The 19,306-nt window shown below is 46.1% G+C and carries 19 protein-coding genes and 1 tRNA gene; 6 read left to right on the top strand and 14 right to left on the bottom strand.

Translation table 11 applies throughout. From position 1 onward, the window contains the following. Nucleotides 1-76: 76 nt before the first annotated feature. The 9 genes from efp to GCU85_RS02190 all read right to left on the bottom strand — a co-directional run bounded on the left by efp (nt 77) and on the right by GCU85_RS02190 (nt 7,995). Nucleotides 77-646, bottom strand: coding sequence for an elongation factor P (efp, locus tag GCU85_RS02230; protein ID WP_152808922.1), 570 nt, complete (start codon nt 644-646; stop codon nt 77-79). Nucleotides 647-713: 67 nt separating this feature from the next. Further along, entirely contained in the window at nt 714-1,805 is a 1,092-nt protein-coding gene (gene ychF, locus GCU85_RS02225; protein ID WP_152808921.1) for a redox-regulated ATPase YchF, read from the bottom strand. Between the two features lie 104 nt (nt 1,806-1,909). Continuing rightward, nucleotides 1,910-2,479, bottom strand: a complete 570-nt coding sequence (gene pth, locus GCU85_RS02220) for an aminoacyl-tRNA hydrolase (RefSeq protein WP_152808919.1) — start codon at nt 2,477-2,479, stop codon at nt 1,910-1,912. Nucleotides 2,480-2,509: 30 nt separating this feature from the next. Further along, on the bottom strand, nt 2,510-3,148 hold the full coding sequence (locus GCU85_RS02215) for a 50S ribosomal protein L25/general stress protein Ctc (protein ID WP_152808917.1): 639 nt from the start codon (nt 3,146-3,148) through the stop codon (nt 2,510-2,512). Nucleotides 3,149-3,561: 413 nt separating this feature from the next. Further along, a complete protein-coding gene (locus tag GCU85_RS02210) occupies nt 3,562-4,503 on the bottom strand; it encodes a ribose-phosphate pyrophosphokinase (RefSeq protein WP_152808915.1) in 942 nt (313 codons plus the stop codon). Between the two features lie 50 nt (nt 4,504-4,553). After that, nucleotides 4,554-4,629: transfer RNA gene (locus tag GCU85_RS02205), tRNA-Gln, on the bottom strand. Further along, complete coding sequence (gene ispE / locus GCU85_RS02200; RefSeq protein ID WP_152808913.1) at nt 4,628-5,521, bottom strand: 4-(cytidine 5'-diphospho)-2-C-methyl-D-erythritol kinase; 894 nt, start codon at nt 5,519-5,521, stop codon at nt 4,628-4,630. Before ispE ends, GCU85_RS02205 begins: the two co-directional genes overlap by 2 nt. Before the next feature lie 39 nt (nt 5,522-5,560). Continuing rightward, nucleotides 5,561-6,172, bottom strand: a complete 612-nt coding sequence (locus GCU85_RS02195) for an outer membrane lipoprotein LolB (RefSeq protein WP_152808910.1) — start codon at nt 6,170-6,172, stop codon at nt 5,561-5,563. A gap of 53 nt (nt 6,173-6,225) precedes the next feature. After that, nucleotides 6,226-7,995, bottom strand: coding sequence for a tetratricopeptide repeat protein (locus GCU85_RS02190; protein ID WP_152808907.1), 1,770 nt, complete (start codon nt 7,993-7,995; stop codon nt 6,226-6,228). Nucleotides 7,996-8,093: 98 nt separating this feature from the next. Between GCU85_RS02190 and hemA the strand changes: the two genes are divergently transcribed. The 6 genes from hemA to GCU85_RS02160 all read left to right on the top strand — a co-directional run bounded on the left by hemA (nt 8,094) and on the right by GCU85_RS02160 (nt 13,598). After that, complete coding sequence (hemA, locus tag GCU85_RS02185) at nt 8,094-9,341, top strand: glutamyl-tRNA reductase (RefSeq protein WP_152808904.1); 1,248 nt, start codon at nt 8,094-8,096, stop codon at nt 9,339-9,341. Between the two features lie 63 nt (nt 9,342-9,404). Next, nucleotides 9,405-10,499, top strand: coding sequence for a peptide chain release factor 1 (prfA, locus tag GCU85_RS02180; protein ID WP_152808901.1), 1,095 nt, complete (start codon nt 9,405-9,407; stop codon nt 10,497-10,499). A 64-nt stretch (nt 10,500-10,563) separates the two neighbouring features. After that, complete coding sequence (gene prmC / locus GCU85_RS02175) at nt 10,564-11,394, top strand: peptide chain release factor N(5)-glutamine methyltransferase (RefSeq protein ID WP_152808898.1); 831 nt, start codon at nt 10,564-10,566, stop codon at nt 11,392-11,394. Between the two features lie 209 nt (nt 11,395-11,603). Further along, complete coding sequence (locus GCU85_RS02170; RefSeq protein ID WP_152808896.1) at nt 11,604-12,107, top strand: pilin; 504 nt, start codon at nt 11,604-11,606, stop codon at nt 12,105-12,107. Next, nucleotides 12,104-13,063, top strand: coding sequence for a hypothetical protein (locus GCU85_RS02165; protein WP_152808894.1), 960 nt, complete (start codon nt 12,104-12,106; stop codon nt 13,061-13,063). Before GCU85_RS02170 ends, GCU85_RS02165 begins: the two co-directional genes overlap by 4 nt. Before the next feature lie 4 nt (nt 13,064-13,067). Beyond that, complete coding sequence (locus GCU85_RS02160; RefSeq protein WP_152808893.1) at nt 13,068-13,598, top strand: pilin; 531 nt, start codon at nt 13,068-13,070, stop codon at nt 13,596-13,598. 25 nt (nt 13,599-13,623) lie between these two features. On the opposite strand, the gene queG is transcribed toward GCU85_RS02160, so the two are convergent. From queG to GCU85_RS02135, 5 genes are read right to left on the bottom strand one after another with little or no spacing between them, the layout of a single operon-like run. Beyond that, nucleotides 13,624-14,796 (bottom strand): tRNA epoxyqueuosine(34) reductase QueG, encoded by a 1,173-nt coding sequence (gene queG / locus GCU85_RS02155; protein ID WP_152808891.1) that lies wholly within the window; start codon nt 14,794-14,796, stop codon nt 13,624-13,626. Continuing rightward, on the bottom strand, nt 14,789-15,298 hold the full coding sequence (gene moaB, locus GCU85_RS02150) for a molybdenum cofactor biosynthesis protein B (RefSeq protein ID WP_152808889.1): 510 nt from the start codon (nt 15,296-15,298) through the stop codon (nt 14,789-14,791). Before moaB ends, queG begins: the two co-directional genes overlap by 8 nt. A 55-nt stretch (nt 15,299-15,353) precedes the next feature. Beyond that, nucleotides 15,354-16,562, bottom strand: coding sequence for a beta-ketoacyl-ACP synthase I (gene fabB / locus GCU85_RS02145; protein WP_152808886.1), 1,209 nt, complete (start codon nt 16,560-16,562; stop codon nt 15,354-15,356). Nucleotides 16,563-16,622: 60 nt separating this feature from the next. Then, the gene (gene fabA / locus GCU85_RS02140) at nt 16,623-17,135 is read right to left on the bottom strand and encodes a 3-hydroxyacyl-[acyl-carrier-protein] dehydratase FabA (RefSeq protein WP_152808884.1); all 513 of its coding nucleotides are present in this window, start codon (nt 17,133-17,135) and stop codon (nt 16,623-16,625) included. A 27-nt stretch (nt 17,136-17,162) separates the two neighbouring features. Further along, a complete protein-coding gene (locus GCU85_RS02135; RefSeq protein WP_152808882.1) occupies nt 17,163-19,220 on the bottom strand; it encodes a L,D-transpeptidase family protein in 2,058 nt (685 codons plus the stop codon). Between the last annotated feature and the right edge of the window lie 86 nt (nt 19,221-19,306).

Here is a 19,306-nt window from a genome sequence, read left to right as displayed (position 1 = left end):
GTTTGGGGTTGAGTATGTTCAATTGCGTGTATGGTAAGGCGTTGGCACTTAATTTTTGGTGCTTAATCTTTGCTATTTAATCTTTAGCGCGTGAATGGTATTCACCGTTACGTGTGTCAACACGGATAATCTCGCCAATTTGTACAAAGAGTGGGACGCGAACGACCGCGCCGGTCGATAACGTGGCAGGTTTGCCACCAGAGCCTGAGGTGTCACCTTTTAACCCTGGGTCGGTTTCAGTGACTTCGAGTTCGACAAAATTAGGTGGGATAACCGAGATGGGGTTGTCGTTCCATAGAATGACGGTGCATCTGTCTTGTTCTTTTAGCCATTTTTTGGCATCAGCGATTGCGCTTTCATCAGCGCTGACCTGATCAAAAGTCTCAGGATGCATAAATACATAGCTGTCACCATCGAAATAGGAGTATTCCATTTCTATTTCCATGACATCGGCCGCCTCAACGCTGTCGCCTGATTTGTAGGTGCGCTCGATAACGCGACCTGTTTTTAGGTTTTTGATTCTAATTCGATTAAAGGCTTGTCCTTTGCCAGGTTTGACGATTTCATTCTCGATAATGTTATAAGGGTCACCGTCGATGATAATTTTTAGCCCATTTTTGAATTCGTTTGTTGAGTAAGTTGCCATGTGTGTTTTCCTTTAAGTCAGTTACATAATCATACAACAGCTTGCGCGCATAAACGCAATATTTGCATTAAACATTGAATAAAAAGTGAATGACATCACCTTCTTTTACGTGGTAGGTTTTGCCCTCTTGCCGCCATTTTCCTGCTTCTTTGGCGCCTTGCTCTCCTTTGTGTTCAATGAAATCTTGGTAGGCGATTACTTCAGCACGGATAAAGCCGCGCTCAAAATCACCATGAATCACGCCCGCAGCTTGTGGTGCGGTGGCATTTTGCGGGATAGTCCATGCGCGAACTTCTTTGACACCCGCGGTAAAGTAAGTGCCTAAACCCAGCAGTTGATAGCCCGCTCGAATGACGCGGTTAAGCCCTGGTTCGCTGAGGTTGTATTCACTCAAAAATTCATCGCGTTCGGCATCATCCAGTGTGGATAGCTCGGCTTCAATCGCCGCGCAAACAGGGACAACGCTTGCATTTTCAGTCGCTGCGTGTGCCATGACGGCGTCTAAGTGGGGGTTGTTTTCAAAACCCGTTTCGCTCACGTTTGCAATAAACATCACGGGTTTTGCCGTCAGCAGCGGGTATTCTTTGATGCTGGCTGTCTGTTCGGCCGATAACGCGAGCGACCGCGCGGAATTGCCATTCTCAAGGTGTGCGATTAGTTTTTCGATGGTTTGTAATGACAGTTGGGCGGATTTGTTACCGCTTCGCGCCAGTTTTTGAAAACGCTGGGCTGCGCGCTCTAGGGTCGCAAGGTCGGCCAAAATGAGTTCGGTGTCAATGGTTTCTATATCTTTGATTGGGTTGATGTTGCCGTCAACATGAATAATGTCATCATCCTCAAAGCAACGAACAACATGCGCGATTGCATCGGTTTCGCGGATGTTGGCTAAAAATTGATTGCCCAAGCCTTCGCCTTTGGATGCGCCTGCAACCAGCCCAGCAATGTCAACAAATTCCATCGTTGTAGGAATAACGCGTTCAGGGTTGACAATAGTCGCCAGTTCATCAAGGCGCGGGTCAGGCATTGGTACAATACCGACATTCGGCTCGATAGTGCAAAATGGATAGTTTTGCGCATCAATGGCCGCTTTGGTCAGTGCGTTGAAAAGGGTTGATTTACCGACATTCGGTAGTCCGACAATTCCACAGTTAAATCCCATATTGTGTAGTGACCTCAGTATAGTATGGTTAAGTGTTGATGGTAAGGTAATGCTGATTTAGGTGTTGGTTTTATTGCTTTTGTAGTGGTTATTAATGCGTCGAGTTAGCGCTGATGCAACTGCTGTACAGCGGCATCGAAGCCATCGGATAGGAGTACGTTAAAGGCGTTGCATGCCTCGATTAATGCATTGTCTATGCGTGTTTTATCCGCTAGCCCTGGTGATTTTAGTACATAATGGGCAACTTGTGAAGCGTGGCCAGGATGGTCTATCCCGATGCGAAGGCGCATGAAGTTAGCATTACCTGTTTTATTAATAATGTCGCGCAATCCGTTGTGCCCACCGTGCCCGCCATCTTTTTTTAAACGACAGGTACCTGCGGGAAAATCAAGCTCATCGTGCGCAACAAGCATTTCTGGGGCAGTAATTTTATAAAATTGCATGACACGCTGTACGGCATCACCGCTTAAATTCATAAAGGTTGTGGGTTTGAATAAATAGCATTTGTGTTGGCCGATGTGTGCGTCAGCGATTTCGCCATTAAATGTTTTATTAAAACTAAAGCTGGTGACGGGGGTGAGTTGTTCCAAAAACCAAAAACCCGCGTTGTGGCGGGTTTTTGCGTATTTTTCACCAGGATTGCCGAGTCCAACAACTAGTTTAATGTTTGACATGACAAATGATTGTGATTGTTTTGGTGAGAATTACTCGTTTTCAGATTCTGCTTCGACCTCGGCAGTGTCTTCTTCGTTACTGCTGGTCTTTGGCGGGTGGATTGAGACGACGGCGGTATCGGCCTGCTCGGCGTCACCTTCTGCAAAGGCTGTCAGAGCGACACCTTCGGGTAGTGTTAAGTCGCTCAGGTGTAGGGCTTCGTTCATGCCTAAATTAGCAACATCGACTTCGATAGCCTCTGGTAGTAATCGTGGACGACAACGAATCTCTACGTTGATAACGTGTTGTGACATGATGCCACCTGCTTTAACGCCTGCTGCGCTTTCAGTATTTAAAAAGTGTAGCGGTACGTTAACCGTAATTTCTTGGCCGCGAACAACCCGCTGGAAATCGGCGTGAAGTACCGTTGGTTTGTAAGGGTGGCGTTGCAAATCGCGCAATACGGTTTCGGTGACGTCACCGTTGACATCAATATCAATAATCTGCGAGTAAAAGCTATCGCTATTTAGGTGTTTGAGTATTTCAAAATGTGAGATCGTGATAGATTGTGCTTCGCCATCACCGCCGTAAATAACCGCTGGGATTTTTTCTTCGCGACGTAGGCGGCGGCTCGCACCTTTCCCTATGTCTGACCGAGGCTCGGCTTTGAGTAAAAATGAATTAGCCATTTGATTTTCTCCAAATTAGTTTTTAAAAGGTGTTTGCCATTGCGACCATAGCAAACCCGATGGTTAGACGCAGACAACCCCGTTGACAAATGAAACGAAAGTAAAAACGCAAATTAACCAGCCGAATAGAATACCCTATTAGTGGCATTTTTCCAAGCGTTTATTCTGCCTTTTTGGGCAGGTAGTATTTATCCTAATGTATTCGTGCAGAGGGCTTAATCTGTGTTATTTTGATGACTGCGTGTGTCTCGTTAATGTGTCTCGTTAAAGCCATGTTTTTCTGTCTGAGGTCCCGAGCAAGCCGTAAAGCAAATGGTAACGTTATAGATAGTCGTAGTTAACGCAGGATTGTCTTGCGGCGGTATTATAGGTTGGTTAAAGGCGTATCAGAGGTGTTATTAGTGCTTATGTCTTTAATCAACGAACAAACTAGAAATAGACTCGGCAACATGGATTCGGCGAATGCTCTCGGCAACCAGTCCAGAGACGCTGACCACACGGATATGCTTGGAGGCTTGCATGTTTTTAGGCAATGGGATAGTGTCGGTCACGACCAACTCATCTAGCGCTGAATTTTCTATGTTTTTTAGGGCATTACCTGATAGGACAGGGTGCGTGCAATAGGCGCGTACGGATTTTGCGCCTTTGTCTTTTAGTGCGTTTGCTGCTTTGGCTAGGGTGCCAGCAGTATCGACCATGTCGTCAATCAATAAGCAGTTTTTGCCTTCGATGTTTTCGCCAATGATGTTCATGACCTCAGACTCATTCGCCTTGGGCCGTCTTTTGTCAATAATGGCTAATGCAGCGTCGGGTACGCGTTTGGCTGTAGCGCGCGCGCGAAGCACACCGCCGATATCGGGCGAGACAACCATTGGGTTATCAAGCTGTAGCGATAAAATATCATTGAGTAAAATAGGCGTTGCGTAAATATTGTCAACGGGAATATCAAAAAAACCTTGGATTTGGTCGGCGTGTAAATCAATCGTGAGGACGCGGTCAACCCCTGCGCCAGTGAGCATGTTAGCAACGACTTTGGCGGAGATGGCGACGCGAGATGACCGTGGTCGCCTGTCTTGTCGAGAATAACCGAAATAGGGCATGACTGCGGTGATTCGTTGGGCCGAAGAACGTCTTAGTGCGTCGGTCATGACCATGAGCTCCATCAAGTTGTCATTGGTCGGTGAGCACGTCGGCTGGATGATAAAAACGTCTTTGCCGCGAACATTCTCTTTGAGCTCGATGTTGATTTCTCCATCAGAGAATCGATCAACCATGGCCTGCCCCAAAGGTAAGCCAAGGTGCTGTGAGATAAGGCGGGCAAGTTGCGGATTGGCATTGCCGCTAAAAATCGTCATGCTTCCTTTGGACACAAAATTCACGCTATTGTCGGTTGTTAGAATTAAAATGGTAGGGGTAGAAGGATTCGAACCTTCGCATGCTGGTATCAAAAACCAGTGCCTTAACCGCTTGGCTATACCCCTATAGGCTGAACTCCAGTAGTGGAGATCGATTTATTGTATTTACGATAAACACATCGTATTTATGTGCTAAAGCGCGCCTTATTGTATCAGCTTTTTTGGGGTCGTCAAGTACTGCGTACAGACAGCTGCCTGTACCCGTTAAATGTGCAGGGGAAAACTGAGATAAAGCCGTGGCGGCTGTTTTGATTTCTGGATAATTTTCAAAGGCTACGGTCGTGAAGTCATTTTCAAAAAACACATCGCTTAGCACGGGCATGGCGTGGCTATCGGCGCGTTTTTTTAGGCGCGGGGTATGAAATAATGTTGCGGTGCTAACAAAGACCTTAGGGTATAGGATAACCAGCGTGGCAGGTGCGTGTGAAAATGGACTGGCAGCGGTTGTGATTTTCTCGCCCCGCCCTGAGGCATAGGCATTTTCACCGACAAGAAAAATAGGCACATCAGCGCCTAACGCTAGTCCGATTGCTAATAGTTCTTCGCGTGGCAAATGGGTTTGCCATAATTGATTGAGCACATATAACACGGTTGCCGCATCACTGCTGCCACCGCCTAATCCACCGCCGATGGGTATGCGCTTATCAATGCGAATATCAATGCCATATGGATAGCCTGTCACGGCTTTAAGGCGTTGTGCAGCTTGGTAGCATAAGTCTTCGTTAGGCTTGTCGTTGTGCCTGTCGTTGTGTTCACGGCTGTCTCGCAGTACTGGGTTGTCGATGACAATATGATTATCGGTGCGCGTCTGAAAAGTGAGCGTATCGCATAAGTCGACTAGCTGGAAAAAGGTATTGAGATTGTGGTAGCCATCGGGTCGCAGTTGATGGACATGCAAAAATAAATTAAGCTTTGCGGGTGCTAAAACCGTATAGCGATTAGTTGTTGGTTTGCTCACCTTTGCCACTAACGAATGCTAACGAATGGAAATAAGCGATTAACGTGTCCAGCGTTGGGCAATAATGCGCAAACGAAATCCCGACTTTTTGACATCAATAATTGAGGGCATATAACCTATCTCGGTATTACGCCATTGTTTGGCGTCAATTTGGTAGCCGTTTTGGGTGAAGGACTCCGCTTGTTTATCGGTAACAGGGCTGCTAGGCGCAGGGCGACCTGTTATCCAGTAGCGTAAGTCAGTTGGTGTTAATTGGATATCACCTGCTGGAATGGCGCTATCGTTGAGCAGTTGCTGGATGAAGTCTGTCGGTACTGCTGTGATGGTTGGTTGTTCTGGGGCGGTTGCTTGGAGTGTATCCGTGTCGCCTTTTATTTGCATGATAACGCGATTAAACGGGTCGCGTAGCGTGATGTCAAATTGCGCATTTTGCTGTATCCAAGCCAGATTGCCTTGGCTGCTGCTGGGTGGGCAGTTTTCAGTTTGGCAGCGTGTGTTGGGTGTTGACACTGCAATTTTCCCAGACAGTTGCCACTGCGTAGGGGCTTGACTGATTGATTTTTGTTGGCTTGCGCACCCGACTAAACCGAGCAAGGTGATAAGCAGTAATACCGTATAAACGGTTTCTTTTGGGGTAGTTGATTGATGCATGGTTATTAAGCGATTGATTGATAAATTATTCTAAATGGATTGCTCTGAATGAATCAGTCTGATTTCAGGATGGTTTTTTCAAAATCAGGCGCAAAATGCGCTAATTTTTTTAGGTTTGGCGTGTACTGGCTTTCTAAGTCATAGAGCTGTTTAGCTAGGGCAACGTGACCTGCGTGATACAACCCGAGAATATAATGACCAATGATTTCACCATCGGTGTAGTTAGCATACGCGTAGCGAAAGTACGGCAACGCGGCGTCGTAATCGCCTTGTAGGTACAAGCCCCAGCCTTTGCTATCAACAACAGCGGGGCTGTTTGGTTGGCTGAATAGGGCTTTTTTAATGAGCTGCATCGCTTCGTCTAATTGGTTGGGTTGGCTCAGCATCGTGTAGCCCAGTGCATTTTGCACATCAGCGTTTTCAGGTGAGCGTGTATGCATGAGTTTGAGGTCTTCGATGGCTTGTTTTTGTAGGCCGTTTTCTGCGGCCACTAAGCTACGAGTGTAGCGCATATCTTGATCTTGTGGGTTTTCGTTTAGGTAGGCGTTGAGTAATTCCAACGCCAATTGTGGTCGCTCGATAGCCAATAGCGTTTGTGCCTTTATTTGGGTGATTTCGTATTGGCTCAGATGGTGAGTTTCGGCGATTTGCGCAAACCAGTCTTCGCCTGCTTGGATGTTGTTGGCGTAGTGTGCTTGGCCAATTGCAGTGGCAGCATCTAATGCAAACAAGCTGTCTTCGTCAATATGCGCAAGTTGCGTTTTGGCTGGTGCGTATTGTTTTTTGTCTAATAGCATTAGTCCGAGTTGATAGCGAAGCTGATCGCGCTGGTCTTGTTCGAGGTTATCCCACGCAATAACGGCCTCAGCGCTATCGAATTCATCAAGCTGGATGTGTGTTGCCATTAATAACTGGTTGATTGTCGTTTGTCGCGTACGGTCTTTGATTTCTGTGAGTACAGATTTAGCCGCCGAAAAATCATACGCATCGTAGAGAAATTGCGCGTATGCAAATTGAAATTGTGGATCGTTAGGGTAGTCCTTAAGTAGCGCCGTCCACACCTCATGTGCCTCGTCAACTCTGAGGCTGTAGCGATAGACATCCGACTTAAACTGGATGAGGTCTAGGTCTCTAGGTGATTTGAACAACGCATGGTCCAGAATGGCGATGGCTTGGTCGATATGCCCATGCCAGCGCAATAAATTCACCAAGTCGTATTGGATGTAGGTTTCGTCTGGGTATTTTTTGTGTAGCAACTCAACGGTCTCAAGAATGCCTGGTTTGTACCAAAGGCTGGTTAAGATTTGAGAAAATTGGTCTGCCTGCGTCTTGGTGTCGTCTTGTTCGAGGTATTGTTCAATTTCTGCGACAGCGAGTGCAGACTGGTTATTTAACGCCAGTGCGAGGATTTCGAATTTTTTTAAATCGGCTTGAGAGACCGCTTGCCACGCTTTGGCGACTTCGACGGCTTGTGCGTAGCGTTCTGTTCTGAGTGTGGCGCGATAGGCAGTGGCAAATAACCCGGGTTCTTTGGCTTCTTTGGCATATTTGACCAAGGTATCCACAGAGCCTTGATAATCGGCGTTAGCATTTTGAAATTGTGCCAGCATCAAATCATAAACTGCTTGGCTATTTTCATCCCAAGGTTGGGTTTGTTGGGCGGCCGGTGAAGTGGGTTTTTCAGCGGTTGGTGTGTCTTTGGCGATAGCCAAAGTACTTGCCAAAGTGCCCGCCCAAGTGATGGTAGCGAGTAATGCCAGAAAGCCGTAGGGCTGATTGAGCGACTGGAATCGATATTGGCTAAGGGAAAAAAATGCTCTCATGGTGATGATTTCCGTGTTTTTTGTGGGCTTTTTCGTGGGTTTTTTCGTATAATTAGACTTAACTAGTATAACAAATAAAATGAGCGAATAGTTTAAGCATGTCATTACTTACGGTTGGTGTCAATCATAAAACCGCGTCAATTGATTTAAGGGAACAACTAAATGTGCCTGAAAGCCAGTTACCTATGGCGATGCAGTCTATTTGTCAGGCACAATTGGCGGATGAGGCTGTTGTCTTTTCAACCTGCAATCGAACCGAGTTATATGTGGCGAACGCAAAATCTGAACAGGCATTATACGAATGGATGTCTGATTTTCACCAAGTCAGCTATGATGCACTGAAGTCGCATACTTATACTTACCACAATGCAGCGGCATCAAAGCACTTGTTCCGTGTGGCGACGGGGTTGGACTCGATGGTTATTGGTGAGCCACAAGTGCTAGGACAAATCAAATCTGCATTTCAACTATCGGTTACGCACAATACCGCCAGAAAATTATTGACACGGCTTTTTCAAGAAGCATTTTATGTGGCTAAAAATGTCCGTAACAACACAAAATTAGGAGAAAACTCGGTGTCTATGGTGTATGTGGCTGCCAAGCTCACAGAAGAGTTTTTTTCGTCATATAAAGACGTTACCGTGCTGGTGATTGGTGCAGGTCAGACAGGCACACTGGTCGCTAAAACGCTGATGAAAAAAGGCGTGCGTAATATACTGATTGCCAACCGTGACGTACACAAAGCCCAAGCCTTGGCCAATGAAGTCAATGGTTATGCAATGCCGTTAGCACAGCTAACAGCGCATCTTCACGAAGCCGATATGGTTTTTTCGACGACGGGTCGCGGTGACTATACCGTCGATTTAGCGACGATTTTAGCGGGGCAAAAGCAGCGTAAATATCGGATGCAGCTATTAATCGATTTGGCGGTGCCTAGGGATATTGATCCACGCATCAAGCAATTAGAAAATGCGTATTTGTTTTCAGTGGATGACTTACAAGGTATTGTCCAAAAAAATCAGTCACTACGGCAGCAAGCCGCCCAAGAGGCCGAAGCCATGATTGAGGTGTATAACGACAATTTTAACAACTGGCTCGGATTGCATCAGCACCGCCAGCTGATTAAAAGTATTCACGACTATGCACACCAAGAGAAAACACAGCTAACCCAACAAGCACTCAAACGCATCGAAAACGGTGACCCCGCAGCTGATGTTTTAGAAGCGTTAGCAAACCAGTTGACCAATAAATTGACACACCACCCCAGTGTATTGGTGCGCCGTGTTGGCGAAAAGGGGCACGCTAGTCTGTTAGAAGAAATCAAATCTGTGTATAATCTCGACTAAATACTTTATTCATCGTACCCATCGCGATAACCACTATAACCACTATAACCAGCCAAATATTTTATGCTCAATGCCAGTTTATTAAAAAAACTTGACGAACTCTGTGAACGCTACGAAGAGGTGAGTGGCTTGTTGTCAGACCCAGAGGTTATCGGCAATCAAAATCAATTTCGTCAACTTTCCCAAGAATATGCGTCATTAGAGCCGCTACAAAAAACGGTGGAAGCCTTAAAAGCAGCCGAACAGGTGGTGATAGAAGGTCAAGAAATCCTCGATGGTGATGACAAAGAGCTCGCAGAGCTTGCAGCATTAGAAATCGATGAGGCGAAGGCAGAGATTGAAACGCTCAATGAGCAGCTGCAAATTTTGCTGTTACCCAAAGACCCGCATGACGATAATAATGTTTTTTTAGAAATTCGCGCGGGCACAGGCGGTGATGAAGCGAGTATTTTTGCAGGTGATTTATTTCGGATGTACAGTAAGTACGCTGAAACACAGCGCTGGCAAATCGAAATACTGTCAGAAAGCGACGCCGAACATGGTGGTTATAATAAAATCATCACGCGCGTGATTGGCCAAGGCGCGTATTCAAAGCTCAAATTTGAATCGGGCGCCCATCGAGTACAGCGCGTGCCAGAAACTGAATCGCAAGGGCGGATCCATACCTCGGCGGCTACGGTGGCCATTATGCCTGAGGTTGAAACGGTCGATGAATTTGATATTAATGCGGGTGATTTGCGGGTGGATACCTTTCGCGCATCCGGTGCAGGTGGTCAGCACGTTAACAAGACTGATTCAGCAATTCGGATTACGCATATCCCCACTGGCGTAGTCGTTGAATGCCAAGATGAGCGTTCGCAGCACAAAAATCGCGCGCGCGCAATGAGCTTACTACAGGCGAAATTGCTCGATGCCCAAAGACAAAAACAACAACAAGCGCAGTCTGAAATGCGGCGTAACTTAGTCGGCACAGGCGACCGCTCGGATCGAATTCGTACTTACAATTTTCCACAGGGGCGTGTCACTGATCACCGCATTAATCTAACGCTGTACAAGCTCGATGAGGTATTGCAAGGCTCGTTGGATCTGGTTATTTTGCCGTTGATTCAGGAGTATCAGGCGGACTTATTAGCAGACCTCCAGCAACAACCGTATTAATCACGATTAGACGCTATTGGATTGACGGTAATGGTTTAAGGTTTTTGTACGGAGGGTGGGGCAGATGGCGGTAACCGTTTCAACGTGGCTTGAACAGGCAAAAAAACAGTTGAGCGCTGTTGATGACGCTATCGTTGCAGAATGGTTACTAAGCCATTACTGCCAAAAGCCTCGTGCGTTTTTTCGCAATTACCCAGAGATACCGCTCACAAAAGCGTTGTTGGTGCAGCTGGATGCCGCCATGCAGCAACTAACGACAGGTATGCCGCTGGCCTATATCATTGGCTATCAAGATTTTTGGGATATGCGCTTAGTGGTTAGCCCTGACACGCTCATTCCGCGTAGCGATACTGAAGCGGTAATCGATGCGGTGTTGAACCTCTATCCGCAGCAGACAACTAGCCGCTTTGTCGATTTGGGCACAGGCAGTGGTGCGATTGCCATTGCGCTAAGTCGTGAATTACCGCATGCCCACATTACCGCAACGGATTGTTGCGCCAAGGCATTGGCTATTGCCACTGCTAATGCGGTCAAGTGGCAACGTGCGCCTATCGAGCTCAGACAGACGTCATGGCTGACTGGTTTTGCCCCCCAAAGTATGGATTGCATCGTGAGTAATCCACCGTATATCGACGCTGATGATGCCCATTTGCCTGCATTAGCCCATGAGCCACATCATGCGTTAGTGTCTGACGATAACGGCTTGGCTGATATCAAAACGATTATTGCGCAGGCCGAGACGGTGTTGACTCAGGACGGTTGGCTGTTGCTAGAGCACGGGTATAACCAGGGCGAAGCTGTCCGCGCGCTTTTCGGCGCTAATTGGCGAGCAATCAAAACACAACGAGATTTGGCGGGCCACGAACGCGTGACAATGGCGTGTAATGGTAAATGAATGTAGGTGTAGGTGTTAGAAGGAAAGCGAATTGCGATGTTGCAGCGCTATGTTATAATGTGTTTTTGTGCTATTTTCTAGGCGGTCTGATTTGACGGTTGACGGCCTGATTTGATTTTTGACGTTGATTTTAACCAAGTCGGTTTTTATATCACGATGAGATATATTCATAAGTCATAGCGATTTATATTCAAAGGATACGATACAAAGTGAAGCAAAAAAACACTGGTTTTACGTTGATGGAACTGATGATTGTTATTACCATTGTCGGGATACTTGCATCGCTGGCAATACCCAATTATTTAGGGTTGGTTATAGAGTCAAGAGTTATTAATGTTCAAAAATACGTATTGAATTTACAACCTGAAGTTGAAATTTTTCATAAAGAATTCAAACGATTTCCACGTGATAATTCAGAAGCGGGGCTGCCGCCACCCAATAAACTATTAAGTCCAGAAATTAGTCAGACGATCTTGCTAAATGGCGCATTTCATGTGACATTAAATAAACAAACCCATACTGCGATTCAGGGTAAAATAATCAGTTTTCGCCCAGTATATATCAAAGATTATCCCAGTGCGCCGATTTCATGGATATGTGGGAACACCCCTGTGCCTGAAGGTATGCAAGCGGCAGGAGAGAATAAGACGAATGCCCCCCTAGAATATTTGCCATTGAGTTGTCGAGATATTCAAGCGGAGGCGGAGGAATGATGAAAAAATATTTAATCAATTTGTTTTATGCTTTTCGTAGTCCAAGCACCTGCCTTGATGAGGTTTCCCGTGTTGTAATGAACAGCAATGACCCGTATGCAAGCTTGCAAGAGCTCAAATCTCAGCTATCGCCTTTGTACCATCGCACTTTAACGATAATTAGTCGAGTGCTTGACGGAAAACAGGATGCATTGAAATTGCGAGGTATTGGGATTTGGCATTGCCTCATTACCTTGTCTAACACGAGCGGCATTGAGTTAAAAAACTATATTGGTCAATACAGTGAATTAGATAAAGGGCGCGGCATGTTGCGTGATACGTTGAAATATAATGTATTTTATATCATTTATCTTGTTTTTATTTTTCAGATCGCTTCGGTGGCAATCGAAGTCTACCGCGTGAAGTCCTTGCCTGTTTTTGAATCCTATTTGGCTGACTTTGGATTGAAAATGCCAGCTTTAACAAAGGCTGTGATGAATGACACCTTTATGGTGATATTCTATTGCGTCTTTGTATTTGCATTGTTTTTTATGCTAGTACCGCTTTTCGTCAAAAAAAGAATGCGGCAATTGCAGGGTATCCCTTGGTATTTACGACTCACGCCTTTTTACTGGTTTGTCATCTATAATTATCAAAAATATCGATTTCTGCTTTATACTAAAATAGGGTATAAAGCCAGTGACTCTAATGCAATTGATCATGCTCTGCAATCAATCGGCACCTTGTTTTTGCCAATGGATGAAAAAATATTATTAATGATGGCACAAAAAAATACGCAGTTTGAAGCGGAACTAGATGAACGATTAAATGATTTAGGTTATATTTTACGTAACCAAGTTAGACGTTCAGACATGTTCTTAGGATTTTTCTTTATATCCTGTGTGGTGTTAATGATGGCGTCATTCTTGATTGCAATGTACCTGCCTATTTTTTTACTTCCTGGCGTAGTTTGGTGATGCCATGAGGCGGCAATTACCCTTAGGAGCCAGCAATGGATTTACCTTACTGGAATTAATGGCAGTCGCTGTTATTGTCTCGATAATTGCTGCGACAGCGATACCCGCCTATTTAGACTACACGTTGCGCGCAGAGGTGTTGGATAGCATAAACGTTTCTGCTACTGCGAAAAAAAAAGTGAATGATTATTATCAGTATACCGGTAGATTTCCAGCGAATAATCAGGCAGCTGGATTGCCAGTACCTGAAAAAATCCGCTCAGCTCGAGTCTCACGCGTTGAAATTAAAAATGGTGTGATTCATGTTACTTTTTCAGACACATTAGAGCAACGGCAATTAGCAGGAAAAGTAGTTTCTTTTAGGCCTGTAGTGGTGAAAAATTCACCTTCCTCACCGCTGCATTTCAAGTGCGGGTATGGCGATTACGAGGGTGATAGTGACAGCTATAACCAAAAAATGGATGATGTATTTGTTATTTTTGGTAAAAATAGCACGAATGTTAACAAAAGGCTATTGCCTGCTTCTTGCCGGTGATAGAAGAGAGGCTTAATTCGCTTGCTCAGTCGTGTCCTTCATTCTTTTGTGTAAGCGCCCAGAAAATGGCATCAATGACCGCAGGATGTGGGTTGGTGTTGTTTTTTAGTGCAGAAACCCACGCGGATTTTTGTGGGTGGTCTGGATGCTGACGCAGGGCATTACCCATACCAATGGCGAGATTGCGTTGCCAGCGGTCAAAGCCAATACGGCGTATCGGGCTACCTTGTAGTGTCGTTAAAAAAGTTGTTTCATCCCAACCAAATAGCGTCAAATAATCTGTTTGCCAGCGTTTGTTGTTATCAGCAAAACCGTTAATCTCTGTTTGCTTGGCATAGCGATTCCACGGACAAAATAGTTGGCAATCATCGCAGCCGTAAATGCGATTGCCGATTTGTGCTTTGAGTGTATCGGGGATAATGCCCGCGTGCTCAATCGTTAGGTACGAAATACATTTTTCGGCATCTAATTGGTATGGTGCAGTAATGGCTTTTGTCGGGCAAACATCAATACAAGCGCGACAGCTACCACAACGCGGTTTTATGGCGTGGTCGATAGGCAGGGGGAGATTAATCGCAATTTCGCCGAGGAAAAAAAAGGATCCATGTTGATGGTGCAATAGGTTGGTGTGCTTGCCCATCCAGCCGATGCCTGCTTGCTCAGCCAGTGGTTTTTCTAAAACGGGGGCAGAGTCTACAAAAACGCGATAGTTGATTGATTGATTAGCGATTGTTTCGATTTGTTTTGCAAATTGCACCAATCGCTTGCGCATTAATTTGTGGTAATCTTTGTTTTTGGCATACAACGAGACAAAAGGTCTGTCGTTATCCAGTTGGGTTATTGTCTTGGCGATGGGTTCGCTTAGATAATCGAGGCGTACACAAATCACCCGCAATGCACTGGGTTGTAATTGCTTAACATGGCAACGTTTTTGTCCATGCCTGACAAGATAGTGCATTTCACCTGCGTTGTGTAATGCTTGCCAGCGCGCAAATAGCGTTGCGGCGCGCGCGTTATCAGGCAGAGTGATGCGTATATCAGAAAACCCTAGCCGTTGACCAAGTTGTTTGATTTTGGAGGCGAGTTGGTTGGCTGGCTCGATTGGTAGTGTGGCAGAATGTTGGCTGGTCGGTTTGGCCTTGGTTGGTGGCTTAGTATTGGTGGCGCTAAGCGGTGCTTTTTGCGGTGCATCACTCATTGAGACGCGCAATTAATTCCGAAAAATTACAGGGTTTGTGGCGATTATCGAGTTGGGAACGTAAAATTTTTTCCCATGCGGTTCGGCAAGCGCCAGACGAGCCGGGTAATGCAAAGACGTAGGTCTGATTGGCAAGTCCAGCAATTGCACGTGATTGCACGGTAGACGTGCCAATTTCCTCAAAAGATAACCAGCGAAAAAGCTCACCAAAGCCTTCTATGGTTTTGTCAAACAGTGGCATCAGTGCATCGGGGGTGATATCACGCCCTGTAACGCCTGTGCCGCCAGTGGTAATAATGACTTGTACCGCGTTGTCGGCAATCCATTGGCTGATAATTGCCCGAATTTCATAAACATCATCACGGCAGATGGCGCGTGCCGCCAGGTTATGGTCTGCGTTTTGAATAGCGCCTGCTAGGTAATCGCCCGATTTATCCGTGTCTGCCGTTCGCGTGTCGGAAACCGTGAGAATCGCGATGGAAAGGGGTTGAAAATCGGGCATGATATGGTGTTTTATAGGTTTTTTATTAGTGATAAGTAGTAAAAACAGATTGCCGTTATATTTTTTCGAAAATCAGCGTCGCATTTGTACCACCAAAGCCAAAACTATTGGACATGACGCTAGTCACTGTTGTGGTTTCGTTTTGCGTTAGGATAGGTAGTCCTGCGGCTTTTTCATCGAGCGTGCTAATGTTGGCTGAGCCGACAAGGAAGTCATTTTTCATCATCAGCAAGGCGTAGATGGCTTCGTTAGAACCCGCCGCACCCAAAGCATGACCGCTCAGTGATTTGGTTGAGCTGATTTTGGGGAGGTGGTCGCCAAATGTAGCCAAGACGGCTTCCAGCTCTTTGGTATCGCCAACTGGCGTGCTAGTGCCGTGCGCGTTGATGTACTCAACGGGGTTGTGACTGGTTGCCAGCGCTTGCTGCATGCAGCGTACCGCGCCTTCGCCACTAGGGGCGACCATGTCATAGCCATCAGAGGTCGCCCCATAGCCAGTTAGTTCGGCGTAAATGGTGGCGCCACGTGCTTTGGCGTGTTCGTATTCTTCTAAAATCAAAATACTACCACCACCAGAAATAACAAATCCATCGCGTTCACTATCATACGCACGCGAAGCCTTTTCAGGTGTGTCGTTGTATTTGCTAGATAAGGCGCCCATTGCATCAAACATAGCACTCATGCTCCAATGCACGTCTTCGCCGCCGCCAGCAATCACGATGTCTTGTTTGCCCATTTGAATAAGCTCGCCAGCGTGACCAATACAGTGTGCCGACGTTGAGCACGCTGAGCTCATGGCATAGTTTACGCCTTTGATTTTGAGTGGCGTAGCCAGACACGCTGCTGTCGTTGATGCCATGGTTTTGGTGACCGCGTAAGGGCCGATTTTGCGCACGCCACGTTCACGAAGCATATCCGCTGCAAGGACTTGGTCGGCAGAAGAGGCGCCGCCGCAACCAACGACCAAGCCTGTGCGCGGGTTAGATAATAATTCATCACTTAGATTGGCGTCTTTGATGGCCTCAAGTGCTGCGATATAAGCGTAAGCAGCGGCATTGCCCATAAATCGAAAAATTTTACGATCGATATGCTCGCTAGGATTGAGTGAAATTTCACCGCTCACTTGCGAGCGAAAACCCAGCTCGGCATACTCAGGATTAAACGTAATGCCTGATTGCATTTGTTTTAATGAATTCAGTACTTCGTTGCAATCATTGCCTAAGCTGGAGACAATTCCCATACCTGTGACAACTACTCTTCGCATCAATCGCTACCTCTTTGAGATTTGGTTATAAATTATTTACGCATTATTTGCATAAACGGGTTAAAAACTGTCGGTTTCTGTGAATAATCCCACGCGCAAGTCTTTGCCGGTGTATATCAGTCTGCCGTCAACTTCCATCGTGGCATCGGCAATGCCTAAGACCAGTTTTCGCATCATCACTCGCTTAATATCAATGCGGTAAGTGACTTTTTTGGCGCTGGGCAGCACCTGGCCAGTAAATTTTACTTCGCCAGCACCGAGTGCACGACCGCGTCCTAGTCCGCCTTTCCAGCCAAGAAAAAAACCGACCAATTGCCACATGGCATCTAGCCCTAGACAGCCTGGCATAACAGGATCGCCTTCGAAATGACAAGCGAAAAACCATAAATCTGGGGTGATGTCGAGTTCGGCGATAATTTCGCCGTGGTTATATTTGCCGCCTGTGTCTGTAATTTGTGTGATGCGGTCAAACATGAGCATGGGTGGTAGTGGTAATTGCGCATTGCCTGGGCCAAACATATTGGCCTGAGCGCAGGCGATTAGGTCTTCTTTACTGTAGCTGTTTTTATTCATTTATTTTTTATTTGTTATTTTAATTGATTAAAGGTTATTGAGCGCTGTTTGATAAAGTTGTTTCATTTTTTTATCATGGCCATAAATATCGTCACTAAAACGAATGTTTTGCGTGGAATCCACCCAAGCAGTGTAGTATTTTAAAAATACAGGGTACTGTTTTTCGCCTTTTAGGTTGAGCCATTTTTCACGGCTGAGACGGCTGTCTTTTTTAATACGGCTTTTGTCATATCCTGTATTATCCAGCAAGAACAAAGCAAAGTCCTCCGCTTTTTCAACGCGGACACAGCCCGAGCTGTAAGCCCGTTTGGTGCGATCGAATAGGTGTTTATCTGGTGTGTCGTGCAAGTAGATGGCGTGTTTATTTGGGAATAAAAACTTCATATTGCCTAACGCATTACGCGCACCAGGTTTTTGTCGTAGACGATAACCTGAGCCACCATTAGACCAGTTTACCGAAGCGGGGTTGACGACTTGCCCTGTTTTGGTATTGACGACTTGCATGCTGCTGCCCAGTGCATTGGGATTGCGCCGTAGCTGAGGGAGTTTGTCTTCTCTAAAAATGGTGCTTGGGACGTTCCAGTAGGGTGATAAAACAACGTGCTCCATGACATCGCTAAATACCGGTGTAGGGCGTGCAGGTCGCCCGACAACGACCTTGGATTCAAAAAGGGTTTCATTACGGTTCTTAACCGTCATCGTGTAGCCAGGGATGTTGACCCAAACATAGTTTGAATACTGTGGGATATAGCCCCAGCGATGACGCTCTAAATTAATGGCAAGTGTCTCTAGCTGTGCTTGTGGCGTTTGCCCGTTTAAACTAGACAATGTTCTGCGGCCTGCAATACCGTCTGCGGATAGCCCATGTTGCTGTTGGTATTCCATGACGGCATTTTTTACCGTTTCGTCATAGACACCATAGGCCCCGTCTCGTGCGATTTCGCTAAGCCCTAAGTGCTGACGAAGCAAGGCGACGGCTTCCCCCGTGCTGCCTAAACGTAATGTATTGTTAGTCGGAATCGGTGGAAACTCGGTTGTTTGTTCGCTACTTTTTAGTGCCTGTTGGTAGGCATACTGTAGTGTGAGATAGTCTTGGTCATCCATCACAAACAATTGGCTGGCATCGTTAGCAGTAAGTGCTGCCAAGTATAGTGATTTAAAATCAATTGGCTGGGGGTCTAGATTCCATGTGCTGAATTGCTGTTTGGGGTTGACGATACCATTGGTTAAGTGTTTGCTCAACGTCACGAACGCATCGGTGAGTAGTACATCAAATTGATAAGGATCAGACACCGCATCGCCTGTGCGCACGCCAGACGTTGCGCTGGTGTGATAGACCTCAGGGCGTAGCGCGTGGTATCTGGCATTTAGTGTGTGGCGGATTAATTGCTCAGCGAGTTGTGTGGCCTTGCCATCTTTTATCCACAAAGGTTGGTAGTTTAACTGCGCATATAACTGGGTGACTTCGTCTAGGCTGCGCAGCTGATTATTGACGCCGCGCCAGTGAATCGAGCGAGTTTGATTGTTAAGCATCATTGCAATTTCTGGTGAACTATTGCTGATTGCTTCCTCGGGACTGAGTGAGACCCAATTGCTTGAGGTGATAATCTCTGGGGTCAAGTTGACTTCAGTGTCGCGAGATTCAATCGGATTGATTGGGTCATCAACGGAATTGTCGCTGAAATCATTCGCTGAGTCATTCGCTGAGTCATTGCGCAAATCGTCGGCATACGTTAGGCTTTCGTTAGGCGATTGCGCAAACGCAGGAGTTGACGTGAGCGCATTATTCGATACACTGTCGCTAGGTTTTAGCAGTAATGGCGGTTCGCTGAGTGACGCATCTGCCGAATGAGTGGGCGGAGTCTCTGTAGAAAGCGCAGCCTGTTTTGTCGGCAAATCGTTTGCCGGCAAATCGCGGTTGGCTTCTCCATCGAGTGTAATATAAGGTTGGATAATCTTTGAGCGATCAATCGCTGCGTCGGACGGAGTGTTTGAACCCAAGCGCTCTGTCGCGTAAGCATGAGAGATTAAACCGCACATAACGGCGAGAATTAAGGTGTTTTTTTGAGTATTATTGCTAGTCATTTATTGATTAAACCTTATCTTTTTTAAGATAATTTGCGTGACATTATTGTTAAATTATGCCACATTTTATAATGCTTTGCGCTAAA

It is taken from the genome of Ostreibacterium oceani (assembly GCF_009362845.1).
GTDB lineage: Bacteria > Pseudomonadota > Gammaproteobacteria > Cardiobacteriales > Ostreibacteriaceae > Ostreibacterium > Ostreibacterium oceani.
This window is presented reverse-complemented; position numbering and strand designations above follow the sequence as displayed.

Coding starts and splice junctions, on each gene's coding strand:
- GCU85_RS02160 (WP_152808893.1), top strand. CDS start 13,068: ATGAGGCGGCAATTACCCTTAGGAGCCAGCAATGGATTTACCTTACTG.
- GCU85_RS02165 (WP_152808894.1), top strand. CDS start 12,104: ATGATGAAAAAATATTTAATCAATTTGTTTTATGCTTTTCGTAGTCCA.
- efp (WP_152808922.1), bottom strand. CDS start 646: ATGGCAACTTACTCAACAAACGAATTCAAAAATGGGCTAAAAATTATC.
- queG (WP_152808891.1), bottom strand. CDS start 14,796: ATGAGTGATGCACCGCAAAAAGCACCGCTTAGCGCCACCAATACTAAG.
- GCU85_RS02215 (WP_152808917.1), bottom strand. CDS start 3,148: ATGGCTAATTCATTTTTACTCAAAGCCGAGCCTCGGTCAGACATAGGG.
- GCU85_RS02195 (WP_152808910.1), bottom strand. CDS start 6,172: ATGCATCAATCAACTACCCCAAAAGAAACCGTTTATACGGTATTACTG.
- prmC (WP_152808898.1), top strand. CDS start 10,564: ATGGCGGTAACCGTTTCAACGTGGCTTGAACAGGCAAAAAAACAGTTG.
- fabB (WP_152808886.1), bottom strand. CDS start 16,562: ATGCGAAGAGTAGTTGTCACAGGTATGGGAATTGTCTCCAGCTTAGGC.
- GCU85_RS02190 (WP_152808907.1), bottom strand. CDS start 7,995: ATGAGAGCATTTTTTTCCCTTAGCCAATATCGATTCCAGTCGCTCAAT.
- prfA (WP_152808901.1), top strand. CDS start 9,405: ATGCTCAATGCCAGTTTATTAAAAAAACTTGACGAACTCTGTGAACGC.
- fabA (WP_152808884.1), bottom strand. CDS start 17,135: ATGAATAAAAACAGCTACAGTAAAGAAGACCTAATCGCCTGCGCTCAG.
- GCU85_RS02135 (WP_152808882.1), bottom strand. CDS start 19,220: ATGACTAGCAATAATACTCAAAAAAACACCTTAATTCTCGCCGTTATG.
- hemA (WP_152808904.1), top strand. CDS start 8,094: ATGTCATTACTTACGGTTGGTGTCAATCATAAAACCGCGTCAATTGAT.
- ychF (WP_152808921.1), bottom strand. CDS start 1,805: ATGGGATTTAACTGTGGAATTGTCGGACTACCGAATGTCGGTAAATCA.
- moaB (WP_152808889.1), bottom strand. CDS start 15,298: ATGCCCGATTTTCAACCCCTTTCCATCGCGATTCTCACGGTTTCCGAC.
- GCU85_RS02210 (WP_152808915.1), bottom strand. CDS start 4,503: ATGACGATTTTTAGCGGCAATGCCAATCCGCAACTTGCCCGCCTTATC.
- pth (WP_152808919.1), bottom strand. CDS start 2,479: ATGTCAAACATTAAACTAGTTGTTGGACTCGGCAATCCTGGTGAAAAA.